The 20,940-nt window shown below is 63.9% G+C and carries 15 protein-coding genes; 11 read left to right on the top strand and 4 right to left on the bottom strand.

What is annotated here, in order from left to right; genetic code table 11:
- Positions 1 to 119 precede the first annotated feature (119 nt).
- Positions 120 to 1,145: an acyl-CoA dehydrogenase family protein gene (locus tag ATE71_RS09785; protein WP_058803320.1), complete on the top strand. Its 1,026-nt coding sequence runs from the start codon at positions 120 to 122 to the stop codon at positions 1,143 to 1,145.
- On the opposite strand, the gene ATE71_RS09780 is transcribed toward ATE71_RS09785, so the two are convergent.
- Both ATE71_RS09780 and ATE71_RS09775 read right to left on the bottom strand, forming a co-directional pair.
- Positions 1,142 to 2,272, bottom strand: coding sequence for an acyl-CoA dehydrogenase family protein (locus tag ATE71_RS09780; RefSeq protein WP_058803319.1), 1,131 nt, complete (start codon positions 2,270 to 2,272; stop codon positions 1,142 to 1,144). The two genes, ATE71_RS09785 and ATE71_RS09780, sit on opposite strands and share 4 nt — an antisense overlap.
- A gap of 49 nt (positions 2,273 to 2,321) precedes the next feature.
- Positions 2,322 to 3,071 (bottom strand): helix-turn-helix transcriptional regulator, encoded by a 750-nt coding sequence (locus ATE71_RS09775; RefSeq protein WP_058803318.1) that lies wholly within the window; start codon positions 3,069 to 3,071, stop codon positions 2,322 to 2,324.
- Positions 3,072 to 3,206: 135 nt separating this feature from the next.
- Here ATE71_RS09775 and ATE71_RS09770 point away from each other — a divergent pair, with 135 nt between their 5' ends.
- Both ATE71_RS09770 and ATE71_RS09765 read left to right on the top strand, forming a co-directional pair.
- Positions 3,207 to 5,660 carry a TonB-dependent receptor gene (locus tag ATE71_RS09770; RefSeq protein ID WP_058803317.1) on the top strand — a complete coding sequence of 818 codons (2,454 nt, stop codon included), beginning with the start codon at positions 3,207 to 3,209 and terminating at the stop codon, positions 5,658 to 5,660.
- Positions 5,661 to 5,673: 13 nt separating this feature from the next.
- Positions 5,674 to 6,585 (top strand): oxygenase MpaB family protein, encoded by a 912-nt coding sequence (locus ATE71_RS09765; protein ID WP_235587983.1) that lies wholly within the window; start codon positions 5,674 to 5,676, stop codon positions 6,583 to 6,585.
- On the opposite strand, the gene ATE71_RS09760 is transcribed toward ATE71_RS09765, so the two are convergent.
- A complete protein-coding gene (locus ATE71_RS09760; RefSeq protein WP_058803315.1) occupies positions 6,582 to 8,279 on the bottom strand; it encodes an N-acyl-D-amino-acid deacylase family protein in 1,698 nt (565 codons plus the stop codon). The genes ATE71_RS09765 and ATE71_RS09760 overlap by 4 nt on opposite strands.
- 22 nt (positions 8,280 to 8,301) lie before the next feature.
- Positions 8,302 to 8,925 (bottom strand): helix-turn-helix domain-containing protein, encoded by a 624-nt coding sequence (locus tag ATE71_RS09755; protein WP_058803342.1) that lies wholly within the window; start codon positions 8,923 to 8,925, stop codon positions 8,302 to 8,304.
- 142 nt (positions 8,926 to 9,067) lie between these two features.
- On the opposite strand from ATE71_RS09755, the gene ATE71_RS09750 reads away from it, so the two are divergent.
- The 8 genes from ATE71_RS09750 to ATE71_RS09715 all read left to right on the top strand — a co-directional run bounded on the left by ATE71_RS09750 (position 9,068) and on the right by ATE71_RS09715 (position 20,937).
- Positions 9,068 to 11,047, top strand: a complete 1,980-nt coding sequence (locus ATE71_RS09750) for a serine hydrolase domain-containing protein (RefSeq protein WP_058803314.1) — start codon at positions 9,068 to 9,070, stop codon at positions 11,045 to 11,047.
- Entirely contained in the window at positions 11,047 to 12,054 is a 1,008-nt protein-coding gene (locus ATE71_RS09745) for a dipeptide epimerase (protein ID WP_058803313.1), read from the top strand. The genes ATE71_RS09750 and ATE71_RS09745 overlap by 1 nt, the downstream gene beginning before the upstream one ends.
- Before the next feature lie 82 nt (positions 12,055 to 12,136).
- Complete coding sequence (locus ATE71_RS09740) at positions 12,137 to 13,279, top strand: dipeptidase (RefSeq protein ID WP_058803312.1); 1,143 nt, start codon at positions 12,137 to 12,139, stop codon at positions 13,277 to 13,279.
- Positions 13,280 to 13,283: 4 nt separating this feature from the next.
- A complete protein-coding gene (locus ATE71_RS09735; protein ID WP_058803311.1) occupies positions 13,284 to 15,977 on the top strand; it encodes a TonB-dependent receptor plug domain-containing protein in 2,694 nt (897 codons plus the stop codon).
- Positions 15,978 to 15,987: 10 nt separating this feature from the next.
- A complete protein-coding gene (locus ATE71_RS09730; protein ID WP_058803310.1) occupies positions 15,988 to 17,055 on the top strand; it encodes a DUF1611 domain-containing protein in 1,068 nt (355 codons plus the stop codon).
- A complete protein-coding gene (locus tag ATE71_RS09725; protein ID WP_058803309.1) occupies positions 17,052 to 18,191 on the top strand; it encodes a hypothetical protein in 1,140 nt (379 codons plus the stop codon). The genes ATE71_RS09730 and ATE71_RS09725 overlap by 4 nt, the downstream gene beginning before the upstream one ends.
- Positions 18,188 to 19,759, top strand: coding sequence for a serine hydrolase (locus ATE71_RS09720; RefSeq protein WP_058803308.1), 1,572 nt, complete (start codon positions 18,188 to 18,190; stop codon positions 19,757 to 19,759). Before ATE71_RS09725 ends, ATE71_RS09720 begins: the two co-directional genes overlap by 4 nt.
- Positions 19,756 to 20,937, top strand: coding sequence for a dipeptidase (locus ATE71_RS09715; RefSeq protein ID WP_058803307.1), 1,182 nt, complete (start codon positions 19,756 to 19,758; stop codon positions 20,935 to 20,937). The genes ATE71_RS09720 and ATE71_RS09715 overlap by 4 nt, the downstream gene beginning before the upstream one ends.
- Positions 20,938 to 20,940 lie beyond the last annotated feature (3 nt).

Genomic DNA, 20,940 nt, shown 5'->3' with positions numbered 1-20,940 from the left:
GACCCTCTCGACGCTATGCCGCTAGGCGGAAGGCGGGAGGATGGTGTGAGAGATATAATGCCGATATGGGTGAGGCGGCCGACAAAGCCCGTCGTTTCGGACCTGCGGGGTGCGCGGGCATGGGCGGTATAGACCTCCCGCTATCGGGCGAGCAGCAACTGTTGCAGGCAAGCATCCAGCGTTTGCTCGCCGACAGGCCGCGGCCCAGTTGGTGCGAGCTTTCCGAATCGCTGGGCCTTGCGGGTCTTGCATTACCCGAGGCGACAGGCGGCTTTGGCGGCGGCGCGATCGAAATCGCGCTTGTCATGGCGGAACTCGGGCCCGCGCTGGCCGGGGCCGATTGGTTATCCCATGCCGCGGCAACGCTGTTGCTCGGCCGCGTGGCGCCCGATGACGCGGCATTGCCGGACCTGGCGACGGGCGCCAAGCGGGCGGCGATCATCTGTCCCGCGTCGTCGGCGACCATGCCGGTGGTGGATGAGGATGCGTCGGTCCGGGGCAGTGCGACGCTGGTCGCCGGCGCCGCCGAAGCGGATCTGCTTGTGCTGGCCGACGGCGATGCCTTGCTGCGGATTGCGGCCGAACACGACAAGGTCGAGCAACGCCACCGCATCATGCACGACGGCAGCGTCTCGGCCGACCTTCGCTTCACGCTAAAGCCGGGTGATGCCGAGGTGCTGGCGTCCGATGCCGCGGCGCGCGGGCTTGCGGAATTCGCGACCGACCTGGTGCTTGTCGGCCGCTGTGCCGAAGCGCTTGGACTGATCGACCGGATGCTTGCCGACAGCGTCGATTATCTGGGTCAGCGCAAGCAGTTCGGGAGGCCGATCGGCCTGTTTCAGACACTCCGCCATCGCGCCGCGGACATGAAACTTGCGGCGATGAAGGCCGCGGCGCTGGTCGAGGCCGCGATCGGCGCGATCGATCAGGGTCGCGCCGAGCGTTCCCGACTGGTCAGCGCCGCCTGCATCGAAACGGCGGACGCGGTGCGGATCGTCGGCGAAGCCGCGGTGCAAATCCACGGGGCGATGGGCCTGACCGAGGAACTGCACCTTGGCGGCCATTTCAAACGCGCGCTGGCGATCGCCGCGGCGTTCGGCCCGCGCGCCGACCATCTGGCGCGCTTTGCCCAGGCGACAGCCTAGCCCAACAGGAGGCGCGCGATCAGATCGCGCTGGATTTCGTTCGATCCCGCGTAGATGCTTGCCGCGCGGTCGTTCAGATAGCGCGGCACCACGACGGCCAGTTCGTCGGGCGCCTGACCGTCGGCGTCGGCCCACGCAGGATGACCCGCAATCTCGCAGGCGAGTGCGTCGATCCGCTGCGCCGTCTCGGTCCCAAGGATCTTCAACGCCGACGCATAAAGTGCGCTGCTGCCGCCGACACCGCGCATCGCCTTGAGTTCGAGTGCCTGCAACGCTTGCAGGTTTATCGCTTCGCGGTCGACCTGTGCGCGCAATACCGCATCGATTTCCGTCTGCTTGCGCAGCCGCTCGAGCCGACCGATCAGCCCGGGCGCATATTTGCCGCCGCGCTCGAAGGTGAGCAGATGCTTTGCGACCGACCAGCCCTCATTCTCGCGGCCAAGGCGATTCGCCTGCGGCACGCGGACATCGTCGAAGAAGACCTGGTTAAATTCATGGTCGCCCGCGAGCGTGCGGATCGGTTCGACGGTGATGCCCGGCGCGTCCATGTCGAGGAGGAGGAAACTGATCCCGGCCTGCGGCTTGCCCTCGTTCGATGTGCGCACGAGCGCGAACATCCGGTTTGCGAAATGCGCATGGGTGGTCCAGATTTTCGATCCGTTCAGCACATAGTCGGCGCCATCCGGCACCGCGCGCAACTGCAACGCGGCAAGGTCCGACCCAGCCCCCGGTTCCGAAAAGCCTTGGCACCAATAATCCTCGCCCGACAATATGCGCGGCAGATAATGGGCGCGCTGTTCGGGGCTGCCATAATGCATGATGACCGGGGCGACCATTTTCAGCCCCATCGGGGCAAGGTTGGGCGCGCCCGCGCGCGCGCATTCGGCGGCGAAGATATAGCGTTCGATCTCGTTCCAGCCAGGCCCACCGAACTCCGCCGGCCAGTCGGGTGCAGCCCAGCCCTTGGCATGAAGGATGCGCTGCCACGGCAGCGTGATCGCGGGGTCGACAAAAACGCTGGTCGCGCGTGCCGCGCCGCGCTGGATGTCGTCGGGCAGATGCGCCGCGAGAAAGGTGCGAACCTCGTCTCGAAAGGCCGTAAACGCCGGATCGTTCAGCATGTCCATGGCCTCCGCTTAGGCTTTCGAACGCTGCCGGGCCAAGCTGTCACCTGCATCAGGCCGCGCGCGCACCGACGAAGCCGAGCCCCGCCGCGATCTGGATCGACTGCGCACGTCCCGTCGCGCCGAGCTTCGCCGCGGCGTTGCGCAGGTGGAAGCGCACCGTCGACACCGACAGCGACAGGATAATCCCGATCTCGCCATCGGTCTTGCCCGCCGCCGCCCAGCGCAGGCATTGCACTTCGCGCCGCGTCAACGTCTGTGGAACGGTCGCATTGCGCGGCCGGCCGCGCGCTTCATTGTGCGTCGCGACCAGCTTGACTGCGAGATTGTGCAGATGGCCGGCTTGCCCAGCAAAGATCGCCTCGACCCCGACGGGCTCGCGCGAACACCAGAAGACCGCGCCGACCAGCCCGCGCGGCAGATGCACCGGCGCGATGATCGCCTCGCCGAAATTGGACGTATTCTGGGCCTGCGAGCAATCGACCTCGTCGAGCAGATGGGTGGGTCGCCAGGTACGAAGGCGGCCCTCGCTGTAGTAAAAGGGTTCGCCGATTAGCCGCGCCGCGGTCAGGAAGGCGATTTGCAAGGCCAGTTTACGGTCGCGCCAATAGGCGTAATCCGGATCGATCCAGCGAAAGCTGGTTTCGGCATAGGGGCGTCCGTCGGCGTCACTCATCGGTTCGGGATCGCCAAGGTCGGCCTGTGCCGCGACATAGGGCAGGCCGATCTCGTCGCCAGCGGCTTGCACCGCCGCGATCAGCGCCGGCATGTCCGCCCAGCATTCGGCCCTCTCCTCGATCACGCGCGCGTCCCTCCACTCCCTGACACAGGTGTCAGCTTGTTCGACCAGCCGCAATCCTTTGTTCTGTCAGGGTCCGGCTTCGCCCGACGCTCGCACAAAGACGAGCCCCGCGACAAGCCGTTTGAGGGAGGATGAATGATGAAGGCAATGCGTATTTTCCTGGCCGCGAGCACCGCAATCGGTCTCGTTGTCGCGGCACCGGCTTTTGCCGCCGAGGAAACCGCACCCGACAGCCTTGCGGCCGACGGCGATATCATCGTTACCGCGCAGCGCCGCGCCGAATCGATGAACGACGTCGGCATGGCAATCCAGGCGGTCGACGGCGCAACCCTGGAAAATCTGCGCGTTACCGACATGCGCGACCTGACCACGGTGGCGCCGAGCTTCACCGTTTCGCAAAGCTATCAGGGTGTGCCCACATATACGCTGCGCGGGATCGGCTTCAACACGATCAACCTTTCCTCGACCTCGACCGTCGGTACTTATGTCGACGAGGTCGCCTATGCCTATCCGATCATGAACACCGGACCGGTCATGGACCTCGAACGCGTCGAGGTGCTCAAGGGACCGCAGGGCACGCTCTATGGCCGCAACACGACCGCCGGCCTGATCAACTTCATCGCCGCCAAGCCGACCGACAGCTTCGAGGGCAGCATCAAGGCCGATCTGGGCAACTACCAGACCTACAATATCGGCGGCCATCTGTCGGGCCCGCTGGGCGAGGGTATCGCCGCCCGCATCGCCTTCCGCAGCGAGAATAGCGACAAGGGCTGGCAAGTCAGCAACAGCCGCGACGAACGGCTCGGCGAGGTCGAGAAATATGGCGTGCGCGGGTCGCTCGCGATCGATCCGGCGCCGGGCACGCATTTCGACCTGTCGGTCACATATTGGCGCAACAAGTCGGACACGGTGGCGGGGCAGGGGATCGGTTTCACCCCCGCAACCGATCCGGCGACGGGCACCAGCAACTCGCGCTTTTTCAATGCGCCGGGGCTGGCGGCTTATCTCGCCAACAATTTCCCGACCAAGGCGAGCCAAGCCGACTGGGCGCCCGAGGCTGGACGGTCTGCCGATATCGGCACGGGGCTCGGTCTCGATGGGCCGCTTGCCGAAGATAACCGTTTCTGGGGATTGAAGCTGCGCTGGGATCAGGATCTGGGGGAGACGATGAAGCTCGTCTCGCTCACCAGCTACAACGACTTCAAGCGCGACGCACTCTCCGACTGGAGCGGGGCGCCGTTCGAAATCCTCCTCCAGAATACCGTCGGGCGGATCAAGAGCTTCGCGCAGGAACTGCATGTTGAGGGCGAGGCCGGCGCGGTGAACTGGCTCATCGGCGCCTATTATGCCAACGATCGCATCATCGACTCCAACCGCACTTTGCTTGGTCAGAACGCCAATGTCGGGCTGATCAGGGGCGCGGGGGTGCCGCTGCTCGCGAGCCCGATCTTCAACTCGGGCGGCTATACGCCGCTCGAACTCAGTCAGGCGTTCCGCACCTATGAGGATTTCGGGCGCATCCGTACCAAGACGTGGAGCGTCTTCGGCAACGTCGATGCCGAGCTGACCGACCAGCTGAAGCTGACCGTCGGCGTGCGCTATACCGAGGACAAGCAACGCTACAATGGCTGTTCGCGCGACTTCAACGGCAACATGCTGCCCAACGTCAATGTCGTGAACCGCGCGCTCTACCTGCAAACATACGGCGTGCTCGCACCGCAGATTTCAGAGGGGCAGTGCAACAGCTTCGATCCCGTGACGGGCACGTTCGGCGAAGTGCAATCGCTGCTCAAGGAAGACAATGTCGCCTGGCGCGTCGCGCTCGACTGGTCGCCGAACGACGATACCTTGCTCTATGCGTCGGTCTCGCGCGGTTACAAGTCCGGGACGACGCCGATCAACGCGGCGAACCTTGCGCGCCAGAATGCGCCGGTGAAGCAAGAGAAGCTGACCGCCTACGAAGTGGGTGTGAAGGCGACGCTCGCCGACCGTGCGGTTCAAGCTAATCTGTCGGCCTTCTACTATGATTATCGCGACAAGCAGATCAGCACCTATTTTGCCGACCCGATCTACACCGCGCTCTCGCGCCTCGATAACGTCCCCGACAGCGAGGCTTATGGCGTCGAGGGCGAGCTGACGATCCGCCCCGCGACCGGGCTGACGATCGCCGCAAATGCATTGTACCTGAAAACGCGGATCAACGACTATGACGGGACCAACGCAGCGGGGCAGCCCGAGAATTTCGATGGCGCCGAATTTATCTATAGCCCGAAATTCCAAGGCAGTTTGACACTCGCCTATGACACGCCGGTCAGCGATACGGTCAGCCTGACGGGTGCGGTCAGCGCGCGATATCAGAGCAAGTCGAACACGATCTTCGAGGATCTCGATCTGTACAAGGTCGACGCCTATGGCACCGTCAACGCCAGCCTGGGCCTGAAAGACGAAAGCGGCTGGTCGGTGTCGCTGTGGGCGAAGAACCTCTTCGACAAATATTATTGGTCGGCGGTCGCGAGCAACGCCAACGTCGTGGTGCGCTTCGCCAACCAGCCGCGAACCTATGGCCTGACGATGGGTTATGAATTCTAGGGAGAAAAGCGGCGTGGCGCGTTTGCCGATGCAGGACGAATATCTGGGGACGGCGATCGATTTCGCCGCGCCCATCGGCGAGCCCGCGCTGCTTGCCCCCGACAGCGTCCAGTGGCGCGTGTACAAGAACCCGATCGCACTCGGCATCGGGGGCATCGCCGCCGTCCTGCTCGAATTCGCCGAGCCGCGCATCCGGTCGGGGGTGTGGGATCATTCGACTTACAAGGCCGATCCGATCGGCCGTTCGCGCCGGACCGGGCTCGTCGCGATGCTCGCCTGTTACGGTCCCGCGAGCGTGGCGAAAGAGGTGATCGGCAAAGTCAACCGCATGCACGGCAAGGTGAAGGGCGAAACGCCGGCCGGAGACAGATATCGCGCGATGGATCCCGTGCTGCTCGACTGGGTCGCGGCGACCGCTTCGTACGGCTTCCTGATGGCCTATGACCGTTTTGCCCACGCCCTGAGTGACGCCGACAAGGATCGCTTCATGGCCGATGGCGATGCGATCGGCCGTGAGTTCGGGGCGCGGCGCACGCCGCCGACGGTGGCGGCCTTCATCGCGATGATGGCCGACCTCGAACCGCGCTTCGAGCCACATCCGATCATCTTCGAATTCCTCGATATCATCCAGTCGGGCCGCGCCGCGCCCGGCGTGCCGCGCTTCCTGCATCGCGCCATCGCGCGTGCGTCGGTTTCGCTGCTGCCCGATCATATCCGCCGCAAGCTCGACCTCGGTTCGCGCTATGACCTCACGCGGCTCGATCGCACCGCGCTACGCCTCGCCGGCCGGCTCGCGGACCACCATGTCGACCGTGCGGCGCCGTATTGCCAGGCGAGCGTCCGGGTCGGCCTGCCGCATGATTTCCTGTTCAAATCACCCGCCGAACAGCGGCGTTTGCTCGGACGCCTGCCGCTCGCCGCCTAGGAACAGCGATTGAAGCCCGCGCCTCGCACCGCACGCCCCGGCGTCGCGCCGCTATGCTCACCGTTCCGCAGCACTGCTACGCCGTTGACGAACACGTCGCGCACCCCGACCGAATATTGGTGCGGTTTCTCGAAGGTCGAGCGGTCGCCGATCGTCGCGGGATCGAAGACAACCACGTCGGCATAATAGCCGGGTTTCAGCGCGCCGCGATCCTTGATGCCCAGATTGGTCGCGGGCAGGGTGGTAAGCCGGTACACCGCCTGTTCGAGCGGAATAAGCTTCTCGTCGCGGACATAACGGCCGAGCAGGCGCGCGAAATTGCCATAGGTGCGCGGGTGGGCGCCCGATTTCAGGAAAACGCCCTCGGTCGCCTGCGATGCGGCGTCGGAACCAAAGCTCATCCACGGCAGCTGAATCTGCTTCCGCACATTGTCTTCGGACATCAGGAAATAGACGGTGCCGACGCGCGAGCCATCCTCGACGACGAGGTCCATCGCCGTCTCTTCGGGCGACTTGCCGCGCATCTTCGCGACCTCGGCCAGCGTCTTGCCGGTCAGCGGTTTCAGCGCGTCATTCTTGAAGCCCGACAGGATCATCTTGTCGGCGCCCGCGCCGAAATAGAGATTTTCCCAGTCGCTGCCGGGCTTCTTCATCTCCTCGGAAACGCGCGCGCGGATCGCTGGGTCCTTCAGCCGCTCGATCCATTGCTCGAGCCCGCCCGCCTGCACCCATGTCGGCATCGCGGCGTCGAGCCCGGTCGCGCCTGCGGTATAGGTGTACATGTCGGTCGTGATGCGCAGTCCCGCGGCGCGGGCATCCTCGATCTTCTTCACGATGGCGTCGAGCTTGCCCCAATTGCTGCGTCCCGCCATCTTGAGGTGATAGATTTCGGCGGGCGCGCCCGAGCGGCGCGAAATCTCGATGAGCTCGTCGACCGCTTCCTCGATCCGGTCGCCTTCGGACCGCATATGGCTGATATACATGCCGCCGCACTTCGCGGCTTCGCTCGTCAGCGCGACGAGTTCGTCGGTTTCGGCGTAGGAGCCGGGCGCATAAATGATCGAGCTGCCGACCCCCATCGCGCCTTCGTTCATCGCCTGCCGCACCAGCGCGCGCATCCGGCCCAATTGCTCGGGGTTCGGATCGACGTCGCCTTCGCCCAGTTCGTGGACGCGCACCGTCGCGGCGCCGACGAAGCTTGCGACATTGGTCGATATGCCGCGCTTTTCGAGCCAGCCAAAATAGTCGCCGAGCGTCGTCCACTCGATCGGATATTTGATGTCGCCCTGTCGCTCGGTCTCCTGGCGCTTCATCGTGGCGTTCATCGGCCCCATTGACCAGCCTTCGCCCATCACCTCGAGCGTCACGCCCTGCCTGATATCGCTCTGGCTCTTGGGGTCGGCGATCAGCGATTCGGTCGCCCAACTCAGCATGTTGATGAAACCCGGCGCGACCGCCATGCCCTTCGCCGCGATCTCGCGCTCCGCGGTGCCCTCGACTTTGCCGACCGCGACGATCCGATCGTCCTTGATTGCGAGATCGCCGACGACGGGCGGTTTGCCCGACCCGTCGTAGATGGTGCCGCCACGGATGATGAGGTCATAGGCCGGCGCCTGCGCGGCGATCGGCCCCGCGACCAGCATCGAGCTGCACAGCAGCAAAAGCGAGGGTGCGAAGCGCCGGGGCGTTGCCATTTATGTCTCCATTTTCGGTAGGTTATCCGTGAAGGCTCATCAAGCTATCCATCAACCCGTCGTCGGCGCTCGAACAGACGCCAAGGACAAGGGCTTCGTCGAACCCGTCGGCGACGACATAGGCGTGGCCCATCGACGAATCGATATAGATGCCCTGGCCGACGTCGAGCGTGACGGGATCGTAGAATTCGCTGTGCACTTCGATCCGCCCTTCGAGGACATAGATGAATTCCTCGCCCTGGTGATGGACGAGCTCGCCGAACTCGCTCGCGCTGTGCGCGCGGATGCGCGTCAGGATCGGGATCATCCGTTTCTGGCGCAGATCGGTGCACAGATAATGATAATCGTAATTGTCGGTGGTGACGCGCGCGGCGCGATCGATCGCGGCGATGCTGCGGCGTCCGGTGACGCGCGGCGCGGCCTCTTCCTCGTCCTCGGCGAACAGGTCCGACATGCGAATCTTGAGGCGCTGGCTCAACTGCTGGAGCTTGTCGTAGCTGAGAGTCAGGCGGTCATGCTCGACCTTCGACAGCGTCGAAACCGGAATGCCCGACTTCGCGCTCATTTCCTTCAGCGTCCAGCCGTTTCGCGCGCGAATGCCCTTCATCACCGCGCCGAGCGTCGGCGGGGTTGCGCGGTCCGCCATCAGTTTTTCCATTCCATATTTGACAATTTTCCAATCAGGATCATTATGTCCCTATCGGGCCAACAGCTGTTTGGTCCCTTGGTAAGGGGTCGCGCGGCTTGCCGCAAGGTGTGACAGGCGCGCCAGACAAAAGGGGAAAGCGATGCGTTTCGTTCGCAAGGCGATGATCGGGCTGGCGGCCTTTGCCGCACTGCCGCTCGCGGCGCAGGGGCCGGTGCCCGCGCCCGCGGTAAAGAAGGCCGAGGCGACTGCGCCGGTTGCCAAGACGGCGGCGGCGCCGGTCACGCTCGATCCGAAGGATCTCGAAGCGTGGATGGACGGCTATCTGCCCTATGCGCTCGAACGCGGACGCATTCCGGGCGCGGTCGTCGTCGTCGTGCGCGGCGGCGAGGTCGTGCTCCAGAAGGGGTATGGCTATTCGGATGTCGCCAAGCGTGCGCCCGTCCTGCCCGAGACGACGCTTTTCCGCCCGGGCTCGGTTTCGAAGCTGCTGACCTGGACTGCGGTGATGCAACAGGTCGAGGCCGGCAAGATCGATCTCGACAAGGACGTCAACGCCTATCTCGATTTCAAGATTCCGCCCTATGAGGGCAAGCCGGTGACGATGCGCAACATTATGACGCATACTGCGGGCTTCGAGGAATCGGTGCGCTACCTGATCAGCAGCGATCCCAAGGCGGTGATGACGCTGAAGAAGCAGATGCCGCTCGCGCTGCCCGAACGCGTCTTCGCGCCCGGCACGACCCCGGCCTATTCCAACTACGCCACGGCGCTCGCGGGTTATATCGTCGAGCGCGTCAGTGGCGAAAATTTCGACAATTATATCGAAAATCATATCTTCCAGCCGCTCGGCATGACGCATTCGTCGTTCCGACAGCCGCTTCCCGCGCGCCTCGTGCCCCACATGTCGAAGGGCTATCCAGACGTCACCGGCAAGCCCCAGCCGTTCGAAATGGTGATCCCCGCGCCCGCGGGCAGCCTGTCGTCGAGCGGCGCCGACATGGCGAAGTTCATGATCGCCCACCTCAATGACGGCGCGGGCCTGATGAAGCCCGAAACCGCAAAGATGATGCATGATTTCAAGGCGCCCGGCGTTGGACCGCTCAACAGCATGGCGCTCGGCTTCTACGAACAATGGGTCAACGGCCATCGCGCGATCGCGCATGGCGGCGATACCGTATGGTTCCACTCCTACCTCTGGCTGTTCCCCGACGCCGACACGGGCGTCTTCGTCTCGATGAACAGCGCGGGCAAGGACGGCGCGGCGGGTGCGGTGCGGAGCGCGCTATTCCATAAATTTGCTGACCGCTACCTGCCGGGCCCTGTCGAAAAACCGTCGCAGGTTGATGCCAAGACGGCGCGTGAGCATGCGCAGATGATGGTCGGCAATTATATCAGCAGCCGCGGTTCCTTCACCAACTTCATGAGCCTGTTCGGTCTCTTGGGTCAGGCGACCATCGGGCTGACCGAGGATGGCAAGATCACGCTCCCGGCGCTCGACGGGCTCGGCGCCGGTGCGCGCGACTGGGTCGAGGTCGAGCCCTTTGTGTGGCGCGACACGGGCACGGGCGAACGCCTCGCCGCCGAGGTCAAGGACGGCCGCGTCGTGCGTTGGAGCATTGATGCCGGGTCGCCCTTCATGGTCTTTGAACCCGCACCCGCCGGCGTCAACGCCGCATGGCTCAACCCCGCGCTGATCCTCGCTTTCGGCATCATACTGCTCGCGGCGCTGGCATGGCCGGTGCGCGCAATGGTGCGCCGCAGTTTCAAGGCGGAGTTCGCGCTTCAGGGACAGTCGTTGCGCGCCTATCGCCTGAGTCGTGTCTTCGCATGGCTCGCGATCGGCGCGCTGGCGGGCTGGATCGGGCTGATCGCGGCCTTTTCGGCCGATATCGGCAGCATCGGCGGGCCGCTCGACTGGCTCATCCACCTGCTGCGCATCCTGACCCCGCTCGCCGCCTTCGGTCTGCTGGCGACGGCGGCCTGGCACCTGTGGCTCAGCATCAAGGACAAGCGCCGCTGGACGATGAAGCTCGGCGCGGTGCTGTTGATCCTCGCCGCGCTCGTGCTCGTCTGGGTAACGCTCGCCTTCCACCTCTATGGCTTTGGGATGGTCTATTGATGGCGACGCAGCATACCAAGGGATTGACGCTCGACCTTCGGGTCGAGCGTTTTCCCTATCATCAGCCCTTCCGTATCTCCGGCCACGTCTTCACCGAAACCGCGTTGCTCGTCGCCGCGATATCGGACGGCACGCATGTCGGGCGCGGCGAAGGGGCGGGGGTCTATTATCTCGGCGACGATATCGACCATATGCTGGCTGAAGCCACGCGGGTGCGGGGCGCGATCGAGGCTGGCGCAACGCGCGAGGAATTGCAGCATCTGCTGCCGCCCGGTGGGGCGCGCAATGCGCTCGATTGCGCTTTCTGGGATCTCGAAGCAAAGCAGGCGGGGCGCCCCGTTTGGGAGCTTGCCGGGCTGGAGCAGCCCAAGGCGCTCCGCTCGACGCTGACGCTCGGCGCGGACAGCCCCGAGGCCATGGCAAAGGCGGCGCTGGCGATCGATCCCGCGGCGCCGATCAAGGTTAAGCTGACCGGCGACCTTGCCGACGATATCGCGCGCATCGAGGCGATCCGGGCCGTGCGGCCCGATGCCTGGATCGGTGTCGATGCCAATCAGGGCTACGACGTCGGCACGCTCGCCGACCTGCTCCCGGCGCTCGTCTCGGCACGCGTCGCGCAACTCGAGCAGCCGCTCAGGCGCGGGCGCGAGGCCGATCTCGACGGACTGAAACGGCCGCTGCCCTTCGCTGCGGACGAAAGCGCGCTCTCGCTCGCCGACACCGCCGCGCTCGTCGGGCGTTTCGACATCGTGAATATCAAGCTCGATAAATGCGGCGGCCTGACCGAGGGGCTGGCGATCGCGCGGCAGGCGAAAAAGCTCGGACTCGATGTGATGGTCGGCAACATGATGGGGACCAGCCTGTCGATGGCGCCATCCCATCTCGTCGGTCAGCTTTGCGACATTGTCGATCTCGACGGGCCGACGTTCCTCGCGCACGATCGGGTGCCCGGCGTCGAATATCGCGACGGGATGATCCATTGCCCCGCAGAAATTTGGGGTTCATGACAATTTGATGTCCTAAATGGGTTGACAATTTTCTGATTAGGACAATAGTCGTTAAATCGTGATTTCATTGAGGGAGGCTGGAATGACGTCGTCATTCCCGATGACGCGCCGCGCGGCACTCGCGGGCGCGGTCGGGGTCGCTTTGTCCGCGCCGATGGTGGGCCGCGGGGCCTATGCCTTCGCGGCGGCGCCGGCAAAGGCCTATTCGCGCCGCGCGGTCGACCTCGTCGCCTCATCGCTCGTCATTGACATGCTCGCACCGCTCAAGATCACCATGTCGCCCGATTATGTCGCGCACCGGCTGACCGACGCCGAGGCCGCCGAGTTCCGGGCATCGGGCATCACCGGCTTCCACAACGCCTATGGCCTCGGCGGGCCCGATGCGAAGCAGCAGGCGCTCGAATTTCTTGCCGGGTGGCAGGGTTTCGCCGGGCGCAACAGCCATGTCTTCACGCTCGTTGACGGAGCGGCTGATCTCGACCGCGCCAAGGCGGAAAAGAAATGCGCGGTCATAATGGGCATCCAGAATGCCGAGCATTTCGAAAAGATCGAGGATATCGCGCTGTTCCGCCGCCTCGGCCTGCGCTGCGCGCAGCTCACCTACAACAGCCAGAACCGGATCGGGTCGGGCAGCACCGAGCGCGTCGACGGCGGGGTCAGCGATTATGGCGCGGCGGTCATCGCCGAAATGGAAAAGCAGAAGATGCTCGTCGACGTCTCGCATTGCGGCGACAGGACGACGTTGGACGCGATCGCCATCGCTCAGGGCCCGATCGCGATCACCCACAGCAATGCCCGCGCGCTGGTCGACCATCCGCGCGTCAAGACCGACGAGGCAATCAAGGCGCTCGCCGCAAAGGGCGGGGTGATGGGTATCACCGGGGTGCGCATGTTCGTGCGGACGAGCGACCCCACCAATGTCGGGCACATGGCCGACCATATCGACCATGTCGCCAAGCTGGTCGGCATCGACCATGTCGGGATCGGTTCGGACGCCGACCTTCACGGCTATGACGACATGCCACCGCAAGAATATGCCGCGCTCAAGGGCGCCTACAAGGGCAGCTACGCCTTTCGCGACAAGATCGACATCGATGGTTTCGACCATCCATTGAAGACCTTCGACCTCGTCGAGGAACTCATCCGCCGCAACTATTCGAACGACAATATCCGGGCCGTGCTCGGTGGCAATTTCCGCCGCCTGCTCGCCCAAGTCTGGGGGTAAGACGATGAAAAAGGGACTTTTCGTTGCAGCAAGCATCGCCGCGCTGATCGCTGCAATGCCGGCACAGGCGCAGGAAGCGGAGCCAGTGCCTTCACATGAAGCGACAGCCGATACGGGAAGCGAAATCGTCGTGACGGGCTCGCGCATTCAGCGTTCGGGCTTCGACGCACCGACGCCGACGACGGTTGTTGGCGAAATCGAACTGGCGCAGGGCAACCGTCCGAGCATCGCGCAGGTTTTGAACGACATGCCGCAATTCCGGCCCGCCGGGACTCCCGCAACGACTGGCGGGAACACTGACAACAGCGCATCGACTGCCAATCTTCGCGGGCTCGGCTCGGTTCGCACGTTGACGCTCCTCAACGGGCATCGTTTCGTGGGAAGCAACGACCTGAACAATGTGCCGCAAAGCCTGATTCAGCGGGTCGATGTAGTGACCGGTGGCGCCTCTGCCGCATGGGGGTCGGGCGCTGTAGGCGGCGTCGTGAACATCATCCTCGACGACGAGTTCGAAGGTTGGAAAATGGGTGCCGAAGGCGGCATTTCGTCGCGCGGAGACGCCGCGCGATACCGCGGCGACCTGGCATGGGGTACGAAATTCGCTGGCGGCCGCGGTCGTTTCATGATTGCAGGCGAATATATGAAGGAGCGGGGTGCGTTCGGCCGCAAGGATCGTCCCAATCTGGAAGCCGGCATTTTTCAGCGACCGGACGGCCAACTTGTCCTTACGCGCGACCCAAATTATACGATCATCAATAACAATGGGTCGATTTTGGATACCGGCGGGGCACCCTATAACCTGATTTTCAATCCCGATGGTTCGATTGGCCCTTTCCCCTTGGGTAGCGAAACCTCCGGCCAGTTCACGGTGGGCGGCAACGGGCAGAACATCTACGACTATGTCGCCGTATCGTCGCCTTATCGCCGGGCGAATATCTTCGCCCGTGCGAGCTATGAGATCAGCGATGCGGCCAATATCTGGATCGAAGGCAGTTACAGCAGCATGAAGTCGAGCTTCGGCTTCTTTCCCGAAACCCCGATCGTCTTGATCCGACCCGACAATGGGTTTCTAACCCCCGGTGCGATCGGCCAACTGGCCGACGCTGGAGTGACCAATCCTTTTGTTCTGGGGCGGATCCTCGACGATGTCGGGCCCGACAAATATCTGCATTACAGCTCCAACCGCCGCCAGATCGAAGGGGCGATCGGAATTGAAGGATCGTTCGGTGAAGGATGGAAATATAACGCCTATTATGATCACGGCGAAATCAGGAATAATCAGTCGCTGAACAACCAGAGGATTTCGGCGCGGTTTGACGAGGCGGTCGACGCGGTGCGCGTCGGCAATTCGGTCGTTTGCCGGATCAATGCCGACGCCGATCCCACGAATGATGATCCCGGCTGCGCCCCGATCAACCTTTTCGGCAATGGCAACATTTCGGCCGAGGCTGTGTCCTACGCCTTTGGCGGCGCCCAGACGATCGACACCACCAAGCTCGACGCGGTCGGCGCGGCGCTCAGCGGGCAACCCTTTTCGACCTGGGCCGGGCCGGTCGATATCGCGTTCGGCGGCGAAGCGCGGTGGGAGGAAATCGCCAACAATTATGTCGATCCGATGTCGATGGCTGGCGAATTGTCGACGCTTAATTTCGCACCGGTGAACGGCGGGTTTAACGTCAAAGAGGTGTTCGGGGAGATCAATGTGCCGCTGCTGGATATCGAGGGTGTGGCACGCCTCGAAGTGAATGGCGCCGCCCGCTACTCCGATTACAGTACCAGCGGCGGCATCTGGGCGTGGAAGACAGGCGGCACGCTTCGCCTGATGGACGATCTTCTGTTGCGGGCCGTCTATTCGCGCGACATTCGATCGCCCAGCATTGCTGAATATTTCACGACGCGCGAGACGAATATCGCCAGCGCGCAGGATCCGTTCGTTGGCGCGCCGCAGGCCAATGTGGTCAGCTTCACCGGCGGGAACCCAAACCTGACGCCCGAAATATCGCATACGCTGACGCTCGGTGGCTCCTATTCGCCCCATTATATTCCGGGCCTCAGGCTGTCGGTTGATTATTACAAGATCGACATCGACAATGTGATCACCACTCTGTCGCTGCAGGACACGATCAACCAATGCTACCAGGCGGATCCGGCCGATCCGACGTGTGGCGGTGTCATTGTGCGCGACGGCGATGGCTCCATCGCGTCGGTTTCGCGTTCCTTCCGAAATCTTGCCTCCTATTCGACAAAGGGCCTCGACCTCGAGGCGTCCTATGCGATGCCAGTCGGCGCGGGAACGCTACGTTTTCGGGCGTTGGCAACCCATGTTTTCGAACTGTTTGTCGGATCGGATCAGGTCGGCATCGTCGGCGACCAAGCCTCATTCGGGACGCCGAAATGGCGTGTGACAGGCGGCATCAACTATCAGGACGATGATTTCGGGATCGATGTGCGGGGCCGCTACGTCAGCGGTGGGATCTACAGTGAGCAAGTCGGTGGCAATGGATTGCCGCTGCTGAACAACGAGATCGACGCGCGCCTCTATGTCGACCTCGGTCTCCAGTTCAATACCGGACCGTTCACCTTTTTCGCAAACGTAAACAATCTGTTCGATTCCGATCCGCCGCTGACGCAATATACGTCCTTCATTTATGACACGATCGGCAGATATTATTCTGGCGGCGTGAAACTAAAGTTTTGATGGTCATAACATGAATAGAACATCCTTTGCTGAGGTGGTCGAGGATCGCCTTCCGTCGCCGAGTGCTGCGATAAAATTGCCGCAACCCTATCTGCTGTTCCTCGGCGACACGACCGAGGCGGGCTATGCCAAGACCGCCTTTGGCCTTGCCGACTGGGCCGCCGATCGCTGCGTCGGCGAATATGGGATCGGCGCCTGCTCGGTCAGCGCCGGCCTGCCGCCACTGTCGCCCGCCGAAGCGCGCGCCGCGGGCGCGCGGTCGCTGGTGATCGGCGTTGCGAACCAGGGCGGCGTCATCGGCGACACCTGGGTCGCGGCGCTCGTGGAGGCGATGGAGGCGGGGCTCGACATCGTCAGCGGGCTCCACACGCGGCTCACGAGCATCCCCGCGCTGGTCGAGGCGGCGCGGCGGACCGGCCAGCGGCTGATCGACGTTCGCACGCCGCCGCCGTCGATCCCGATCGCCAATGGGCGCAAGCGGAGCGGCAAAAGATTGCTGACCGTCGGCACCGACTGCGCGCTCGGCAAGAAATATACCGCGCTCGCGCTGCACCGGGCCTTTGTCGCCCGCGGCATCGACGCCGATTTTCGCGCGACCGGCCAGACGGGGATCATGATCGCGGGTGGCGGCATGCCAATGGATGCGGTGGTTTCGGATTTCGAGGCCGGGGCGGCGGAAATGCTCAGCCCCGATGCGCCCGAGAGCCATTGGGACCTGATCGAAGGGCAGGGGTCGATCTTCAACCCTGCCTATGCGGCGGTGTCGCTCGGCCTGCTCCACGGCAGCCAGCCCGACGTGTTCGTCGTCTGCCACGACCCGGCGCGCAAGGTGATCCTCGGCATGGAAAGCTTTGCGCTGCCGAGCATCGAGGAAGTGATCGACCTGACGATCCGCCTTGGTAGCCGCACTAATCCCGCGATCCGTTGCGCGGGCGTGAGCCTCAACACCTCGACCTACGGTGCCGATGCGGCCGAGGCGCTGATGGCGACCGAACGGCAGCGGCTCGGGCTGCCAGTGACCGACCCGATCCGCGGCGGTGCTTCGTTCGATGCGCTCGTGGACAATATTCTCGCATGAGGGTGGGCGAGACGGGCGGCAAGTCGAGCTGGTTCCAGCGCTTCCTGCTGCCCGGTTTCGCGCTGAAGGCGGTGATCATCGGCGGCGGCTACGCGACCGGGCGCGAACTCGCGGAATATTTCGTGCCGTCGGGACCCTGGGGCGGGCTGTCGGCGATGCTGCTCGCGACCGTCATCTGGAGCGTCGTCGCCGCGCTGACCTTCGCGCTCGCGCGCAAGCTCGGAGCCTATGACTATCGCGCCTTTTTCGAAGGGCTGCTCGGTCGGGGATGGATCGCCTTCGAAATCGCCTATCTGATCTTCGTTGTCCTGATCCTCGCGGTGTTCGGCGCCGCTGCCGGCGCCATCGGTGCGGCAACCTTCGGCTGGCCCGAACTGGCAGGGTCGGTGCTGCTCGCGTTCGCCATCCTCGGTTTCACCGCCTTCGGCACCGCGCTGGTCGAGACCTTGTTCAAATATGCCTCGATGCTGATCTATGCGGTCTATGCGCTGTTCCTCGTCTTCGCGCTCGCCAGTTTCGGCGGATTGATCGCGAGCGGTTTCGCGAATGCGCTGCCGCCTTCGGGCAATTGGGTCGCGGGCGGCATCACCTATGCGAGCTATAATATCGTCGGGGCGGTCGTCATTCTGCCCGTCCTCCGTCACCTGACGAGCCAGCGCGACGCCATCGTTGCCGGACTGATCGCGGGGCCGCTGACGATGCTGCCCGCGATCCTTTTCTTCGTGGCGATGATAGCTTTCTATCCCGCGATCGGCGGTGAGACGCTTCCCTCTGATTTCCTGCTGCGCCAGATGGCGGTGCCGGGATTCCATGTGCTGTTCCAGCTGATGATCTTCGCCGCGCTGCTCGAAAGCGGCGTCGGCGCGATCCACGCGATCAACGAGCGCGTGTCGGGCGTCGTCGAGGCGCGCGGTCGCCCGCCGCTCGGCACCGGCGCCCGCGCGGCGATCGGCGGCGTTGTGCTTGTCGGCTGTATGTTCGTTGCATCGCGCGTCGGTCTCGTCGACCTGATCGCCAGCGGGTATCGCTTCCTCGCGTGGCTGTTCCTCGCGACCTTCGTGCTGCCCTTGCTCACCGTCGGCATCTGGCGCCTGCTGCGCCCCGCACCCGCTCCCCATATGGAGGCTTTGCCATGAAACGCCTGCTTGTCCTGTCGCTGATGCTGTCGGTCGCGATGCCGGCAGGGGCCGAACCGCCTGCCGACATCGCCGAAAGCGTCGAGGCGTTGCGCCAGAAAGTCGGCGCGGCGGGGGTGTCGATCGCGATCGTCGAGGACGGCAAGACGACGCTGTCGCGCGGCTGGGGCGTGCGCAAGCTCGGCGATCGGGCGCCGGTCGACGCGCAGACGATTTTCCAGACCGGCTCGACGGGCAAGGCGATGACCGCCGCGGCGCTCGCGGTGCTGGTCGACGAAGGCAAGATCGGATGGGATGATCCGGTCATCCAGCATATGCCGTGGTTCCGCATGTACGACCCGTGGGTCACGCGCGAGATCACGATCCGCGACCTGCTCGTCCACCGCAGCGGGCTCGGGCTGGGGCAGGGCGATCTGATGTTCGTGCCGCGCACACACCTGACCCGCAAGCAGACAGTCGAGCGCGTCGCGTACCTCAAACCCAAGACAAGTTTTCGTTCGGCCTATGCTTACGACAATATCCTCTATGCGGTCGCGGGCCAGCTGATCGAGGAGGTCACCGGGCAGACGTGGGAGGATTTCATCCGCGCGCGCGTGCTGCGCCCCGGCGGCATGAAAAATGCGACGAGCGACAGCGAGGATCGCTTTCGCATTGCCAACCGGTCGTGGCCGCACGCGCGGCTGTCGGGCGCGCTGCGCGGCCTTGGTCCACAACAGGCGCTCGACGAACGCGACGAACTCGGGCGCAACGGCGCGCCCGCGGGCGGGCTGGCACTCAGCGCCGACGACATGGCGGCGTGGCTCAAGATCCAGCTCGCGCATGGCGCGCTGCCGAATGGCAAGCGGCTATTCAGCGAGCAACAGGCGGCCGAGATGTGGACGCCGGTGACGCCGGTGCCGATCACGCCTTTGCCCACCGAGCTCAAACCCGCGCAGCCGACGCAGCAGGCCTATGCGCTCGGCTGGAATGTGCAGGATTATCGCGGCCATCGCATCATCCAGCACGGCGGCGGCGTCTTCGGGTCGATCACGCGCGTCGTGATGATCCCGGACAAAAATGTCGGCTTCGCGATCATGATGAACAGCGAGGACAGCGGCATGCTCCTTGGCCTGACCTATGATCTGCTCGACCATTATCTGGACCAGGGCGACTATGGCTGGATCGCGAAATGGGAAGACTGGTATCAGGCGCGGCTCGCGGGCGGGGTCGAGTTTCTGAAACAGTCGAAGGCATCGCCGGCGCAGAGCGGTCCCTCGCTCGCGCCGGCGCGCTACGCCGGGCGCTACCGCGATCCGTGGTATGGCGATGTCGTCGTGGGATCGGACGCAAAAGGGCTGACGATCGACTTCACTTCGACGCCGCGGATGGCGGGACGGCTCGACCATTGGCAATATGACAGCTTCGTCACCAAGTTCGACGACCCGGCGATCGAGCCTGCATACGTCACCTTCGCGCTCGATGCCGACGGCAAGGTGACCGGCGTGACGATGAAGGCGGTGAGCAAGATCGCCGACTTTAGCTGGGATTATCACGATCTCGACCTGAAACCCGTGGAGGACAAGAAGTGAAGTCTATCGCCATCCTGCTGACGGCCACCGCGCTGACCGCCTGCTCGACCGGCGGCGAACAGCCGAAGGCAGCACCCGAGGCGCCGCTGCACAGCCGGATGCTCGTGCTCGACACGCATCTCGACACGCCGCTACATTTCGAGCGTGCGGGCTGGAGCTTCGCCGATCGCCACGCGCTCGCCGACGACATGGCGCAACTCGATATCCCGCGGATGCAGGACGGCAATCTCGATGGTGGCTTTTTCGCCATCTATACCGATCAGGGCCCGCTGACCGCGAAGGGCTATGCCGACGCGCTGGCGTTCGCGCGGGGGCGATCGGACCTGATCGACCGCACCATCGCCAAATATCCCGACGCCATCGCGCCTGCGCGAACTGCGGCCGATGCGGTGCGGCTCAACAAGGAAGGCAAGCTCATCGCCTTCAAGTCGATGGAGAACAGCTATCCGCTCGGTGAGGATCTGTCATTGCTACAGGAGTTCTACGACAAGGGGCTGCGCCTCGCCGGGCCGGTGCATTCGAAGGACAACCAGTTCGCCGACAGCGCGACGGGCGAGGGACGCTGGAACGGGCTGAGCCCGCTCGGCAAGCAGTGGGTGGCGGAGATGAACCGCCTCGGCATCGTTATCGATGCGAGCCATTCGTCGGATGCGGCGTTCGACCAGATGCTCGAACTGTCCAAATATCCGATCCTGCTGTCGCATTCGAGCCTGCGCTCGGCATTCGATCATCCGCGCAACCTCGACGAAGGGCGGCTGAAGGCGCTTGCCGCGAAGGGCGGCGCGATGTGCATCTCGACGATCTTCATGTCGCCGATGAACATGTCGCCCGCACGCGCCGCATTGTTCGGCAAATATGAGCGGATCGGCCAGATCACGCCCGCCGAACAAGCCGATCTCAACCGCGAGTGGCGCGAACTCGACAAAACCGAGAAACTGTGGGCCGCCGATTTCGAGGCCTATATGAAGATGGTCCTTCGCGCGATCGAGGTTGGCGGGGTCGACCATATCTGTTTCGGCGCCGACTGGGACGGCGGCGGCGGCTTGCCGGGCATCGAGGATATTTCGGCGCTGCCCAAGGTGACTGAGCGGCTGAAGGCCGCCGGCTATTCGGACGCCGAAATCGAAAAGATGTGGAGCGGCAATATCCTGCGCGTGCTGGCCGCGCAGGGGAAATAGGCG

Source organism: Sphingopyxis sp. H115, from assembly GCF_001468465.1.
In the GTDB taxonomy this organism is placed as follows: domain Bacteria; phylum Pseudomonadota; class Alphaproteobacteria; order Sphingomonadales; family Sphingomonadaceae; genus Sphingopyxis.
This window is presented reverse-complemented; position numbering and strand designations above follow the sequence as displayed.

Coding starts and splice junctions, on each gene's coding strand:
- ATE71_RS09785 (WP_058803320.1), top strand. CDS start 120: ATGGGCGGTATAGACCTCCCGCTATCGGGCGAGCAGCAACTGTTGCAG.
- ATE71_RS09780 (WP_058803319.1), bottom strand. CDS start 2,272: ATGGACATGCTGAACGATCCGGCGTTTACGGCCTTTCGAGACGAGGTT.
- ATE71_RS09770 (WP_058803317.1), top strand. CDS start 3,207: ATGATGAAGGCAATGCGTATTTTCCTGGCCGCGAGCACCGCAATCGGT.
- ATE71_RS09760 (WP_058803315.1), bottom strand. CDS start 8,279: ATGGCAACGCCCCGGCGCTTCGCACCCTCGCTTTTGCTGCTGTGCAGC.
- ATE71_RS09755 (WP_058803342.1), bottom strand. CDS start 8,925: ATGGCGGACCGCGCAACCCCGCCGACGCTCGGCGCGGTGATGAAGGGC.
- ATE71_RS09750 (WP_058803314.1), top strand. CDS start 9,068: ATGCGTTTCGTTCGCAAGGCGATGATCGGGCTGGCGGCCTTTGCCGCA.
- ATE71_RS09745 (WP_058803313.1), top strand. CDS start 11,047: ATGGCGACGCAGCATACCAAGGGATTGACGCTCGACCTTCGGGTCGAG.
- ATE71_RS09740 (WP_058803312.1), top strand. CDS start 12,137: ATGACGTCGTCATTCCCGATGACGCGCCGCGCGGCACTCGCGGGCGCG.
- ATE71_RS09735 (WP_058803311.1), top strand. CDS start 13,284: ATGAAAAAGGGACTTTTCGTTGCAGCAAGCATCGCCGCGCTGATCGCT.
- ATE71_RS09730 (WP_058803310.1), top strand. CDS start 15,988: ATGAATAGAACATCCTTTGCTGAGGTGGTCGAGGATCGCCTTCCGTCG.
- ATE71_RS09725 (WP_058803309.1), top strand. CDS start 17,052: ATGAGGGTGGGCGAGACGGGCGGCAAGTCGAGCTGGTTCCAGCGCTTC.
- ATE71_RS09720 (WP_058803308.1), top strand. CDS start 18,188: ATGAAACGCCTGCTTGTCCTGTCGCTGATGCTGTCGGTCGCGATGCCG.